At 49.4% G+C, this 346-nt stretch carries 1 protein-coding gene; it reads right to left on the bottom strand.

Annotation, left to right across the window (positions count from 1 at the left end; translation table 11 throughout):
* On the bottom strand, positions 1 to 346 hold a 346-nt coding region (locus M9196_RS23350; protein WP_250619893.1), incomplete at both ends, for a tandem-95 repeat protein.

Below are 346 nucleotides of genomic sequence, written 5' to 3'. Positions count from 1 at the left end.
CTCATTTGGTGAGAAGGTATAGCTGCCATCACCGTTATCGGTGAATACGCCATCTGTACCAGAGTAAGAGACATCAGCAACAGACAGGTCGTCACCATCAATGTCCGAGGCACCGGCTAGAAGCTGCTCATCAGTAAAGGTCAACGAGCCATCTTCTTGGATGGTGTAACCCACATCTTCCACAACCGCTGCGTCATTCACTGGATTTACCGTGAGATCGGCAGTGGCAACAACGGTATCCGTGCCGTCTGAAAGGTCAAAGCTGAGGTCAATGTCACCATTGAAATCCGCATCAGGTGTGATGGTAAAGCTACCATCTTCATTGGCTGTTACTGTGGCATTATCG

Source organism: Vibrio methylphosphonaticus, from assembly GCF_023634655.1.
GTDB lineage: Bacteria > Pseudomonadota > Gammaproteobacteria > Enterobacterales > Vibrionaceae > Vibrio > Vibrio methylphosphonaticus.
Note: the sequence above shows the minus strand (reverse complement) of the source record. Positions and strands in the feature narration are given on the sequence as shown.